A 3079-nucleotide genomic window follows, 5' to 3' on the forward strand; every position below is an offset into this window, starting at 1 on the left:
AACGACTGGCCGCAATCACCACATGAGACATCCTCTTAGTCGTCGAAACAGCGTCCGTCGTTCGGTGATTGAATACCCAGCGGTCGAGGGCAGCCGAGTAATACAGTTCGAAATCTGGCAGCTCTGTGCCACGTTGACTGACGATGATGGCCGCTTCGTCAGGCACCTCGTCGAGCTTCACCCACGCCGAAACAGTGTGACCTCGACGGGTGTCGAATATGGACGCCTCACCCAAGGCGTGCGCGTCAGTTCCGTTGAGGTGCAGGGCAGTCGTACCCTTGTGTCCTGCCACGCCGAGGGCGGCTTCGCCTCGAAGGTGGAGCGATCGCGCCGGGCTGCTCCCCGCTGCTTCACTGCTTCCTTCCGCATCGCTCAGGGTCCAGATGGCTCTTTCGGGCTGTCCCGCCCTGACGCGGAACTGGTGGGTGGTGACTTCGGAAACGTTGCCGGCCTGATCAACCGTCTGAGCTGTCACGAAGTGCAGGCCCGGTTTCTCGGGCAGCACTTTGATCGTCCGCGGCGCACCACCAGTCGTGGTGATCTGGTTCTGGGGTGATGGATCACCGTTGATCCCGTAACGGTAACGGTTCACATCGGTGTCCGCTGCCTGCAGCGTGAAGTCGCCGTACTGCCCCACCCCGTCATGCCAGGGGTCTTCCGGATCAGAGGGATCCGAGGCCGGATAGTGACTCGATCCGATACTTGGCGCTTGAGGAGTCGTGGTGTTATAGACAAAGTGGCACGCGTGGGAACCGCTGGACGACCACGGACCGTAACTCGTTCCGTCATAAGCTCTGACGTCCCAGCGCAGCGGAGTATTCTGTGGAACGCTCGCCGGTAGTGTGATCGAGAAGCTCGAACCAGACTTCTTCGCTGTGGTCAGAGCGGGGTTCCAGGCGCCCTCGGTTCCCCATCGGACCCGGAACTGAACTCGCACGTTGTCACCGTCCGGGTCAGTGACATTGTTGGCGTGTATCTGCCCGAGTGTCCGCACGTGCGAAGCAGTGGCTGACGGTTTGCACGTACCGCCATACTCCATCGTCAACTGAGAGGTGCTGACCTGGCGTGGAGGTCGGTTGTAGGACACGCGTAGGTGAGCATCGTAGCGGAACCGCTTCCAGTGCAGGTTACTCGTCTCATTACCCGCCTTCAGGCCGAAGGTCATCGTGGACCACTTCTTGTCAGCAGCCTCCTGAATAGCGGTACGAATATTGAACTCCGCGTCTCCTGCAGGTTTGCATCCGAGCTGCGGGTTGCCGCCGTAGTTGAACGAGGCGGTCCGCAGCCTCTCGATCCAGAACCCTGAAGCCGTCTGCGAGTTCCAAGTCGTGGAGCTACTGATGCCCTTTGTGCGCCAAAGCTCGACAGGATGATCAGTGCACTGCGCCGAGTGAACGTTTCGAACCACGAACTCGGCACTGAGGATACGTGTGCCACCGAAACGTGAAGTGTCAATTCGATAGAAGAGCCGCTTCAGTTCGTTGGAGTTACAATTCGCCCAGCCAACACAGTAACCCACCCCCTCGTCACCGCTGAAGTTCCAGAAACTGGTACTCGCATGATGCCGGGACACCATGGACCAGGCAGAGGCGCGAGGGGAATGGAACTGAGGGTCGATGAAGACCGGGTATTCTGTCTGCTCGCCCTTCAACACCTCTGCATCCGGAATCAGTACAAGTTCTTCCTCCCCAGCCGGAATATCCACCCCGAGTTTCGCAACTCTACCCGACTCTCCCGGCCCTGTTCTGCCTTCCTTCTCGGTACTGGTCACCTCTGGGGCACCCGGATTCAGAGTTTCTCCCGCCACCGCTTCCGGCGCACTGGAGTCCCACATGAGAGGTGTCGGAGCCTGGAAAACCACACCCCCGGCTCCTTCGTCCCGGGCCTCGATACCGCCTTCACCGGTCAGCTTGACATGCAACCCTGGCGCGTCGAGGCCCAGTCGCACCTCCTGCAGCGACTCGTCGGCGGCGGCCTCCGCTGACTTCACCACCAGCAGCGACGTGAAGCCGTCGGGTACTGCTTCCATCCGTAGATCCACACCGGGCAGCGCCTCTGGGTAGACCGCTGTTTCTCCGTCCAGCCGCGGCTCGGGCAACTCACCCGGCCATGACAGCTCCAGTTCCCGCCCGTGGCGCACCAGGCTTACCAGTGGACTATCGCCGCCTCCAGAGAAGGTGAGTTCCACCGTGGAGGCCTTGGGCCCGATACTGCCATCTGTCCGGGTCGCCAACTCCAGATCAACCGGCTGCCATTCCCCCGCCGCACGGGTCCACACCGGCGCTGCGTACTCCCGTGCCTCCAGATGCCCCTCCGGCATCGCGAAGACCTCTCGAGTCTCAGCCCGCAGCGACAGCACCTCGACGGGCTCTCCCGACTTGCCGGCCTCGTTCAGGGCCTCTGCCTCGGCTGTTGCCGGCTCGGCAGCCGGGTCGTAAGCCGCTTCGCTGTTAACGGACTCAGCAGCATGCGTGACAGCACCCCCCACAGCTCCAGGTAAGGCCGCTGCGACCACAGCGGCACAGACCGTCCCCGCCGTCACACCTGTCACACGAATCCGCTGCCAGCGGCGCGACATCGTCACTCCTCTCAGGGGTTACACACATCTCCTGACAGGATGTGAGAACAGGGTGACAGTAGGTGCAGTGGCCACCCAGGCCCAGGGGGATAACTCGGCGCACATGCCCCAGAGGCGCCCAGAGGTCACACACCTTGTGTGTGACCTGAATCACGAAAGTGTGCCCCTTGTGTGCCCGGTGCGGCAGAACTCGCCAACAGGGGAGTGTTCCTGACGCTGGGACTGAGCCGCCGAGGGGCCGTTGCTGTTCGAGTCGGTCGAGGCCGAGGCGTGGCCGGAACACACCTATGAGCAGCCGGCTATGCGGCCGCCGTTGGTGGGCCTGCGCCGTATCACCACTCCTACACCTACGACGAGGTCGGGAACCGTCTGACGGAGACTCTGCACGAGCAGGACATCACCCGGACCTACGGCTACTCGGACACGCAGCCTCACGCGGTCACCGAGATCGTCCAGGACGCCCCCGGGGTGAGGTCGCTGGAGGAGTACGCCTACGACGCC

1 pseudogene is annotated in these 3079 nt (G+C 62.3%); it reads right to left on the minus strand.

Annotated features, from left to right (window positions below):
- Positions 1-2578 (minus strand): annotated as a pseudogene (locus ABD299_RS24955) (LamG domain-containing protein); the annotation flags it as partial.
- Positions 2579-3079 lie beyond the last annotated feature (501 nt).

The organism is Streptomyces sodiiphilus, assembly GCF_039529215.1.
Taxonomy (GTDB): Bacteria; Actinomycetota; Actinomycetes; order Streptomycetales; family Streptomycetaceae; genus Streptomyces; species Streptomyces sodiiphilus.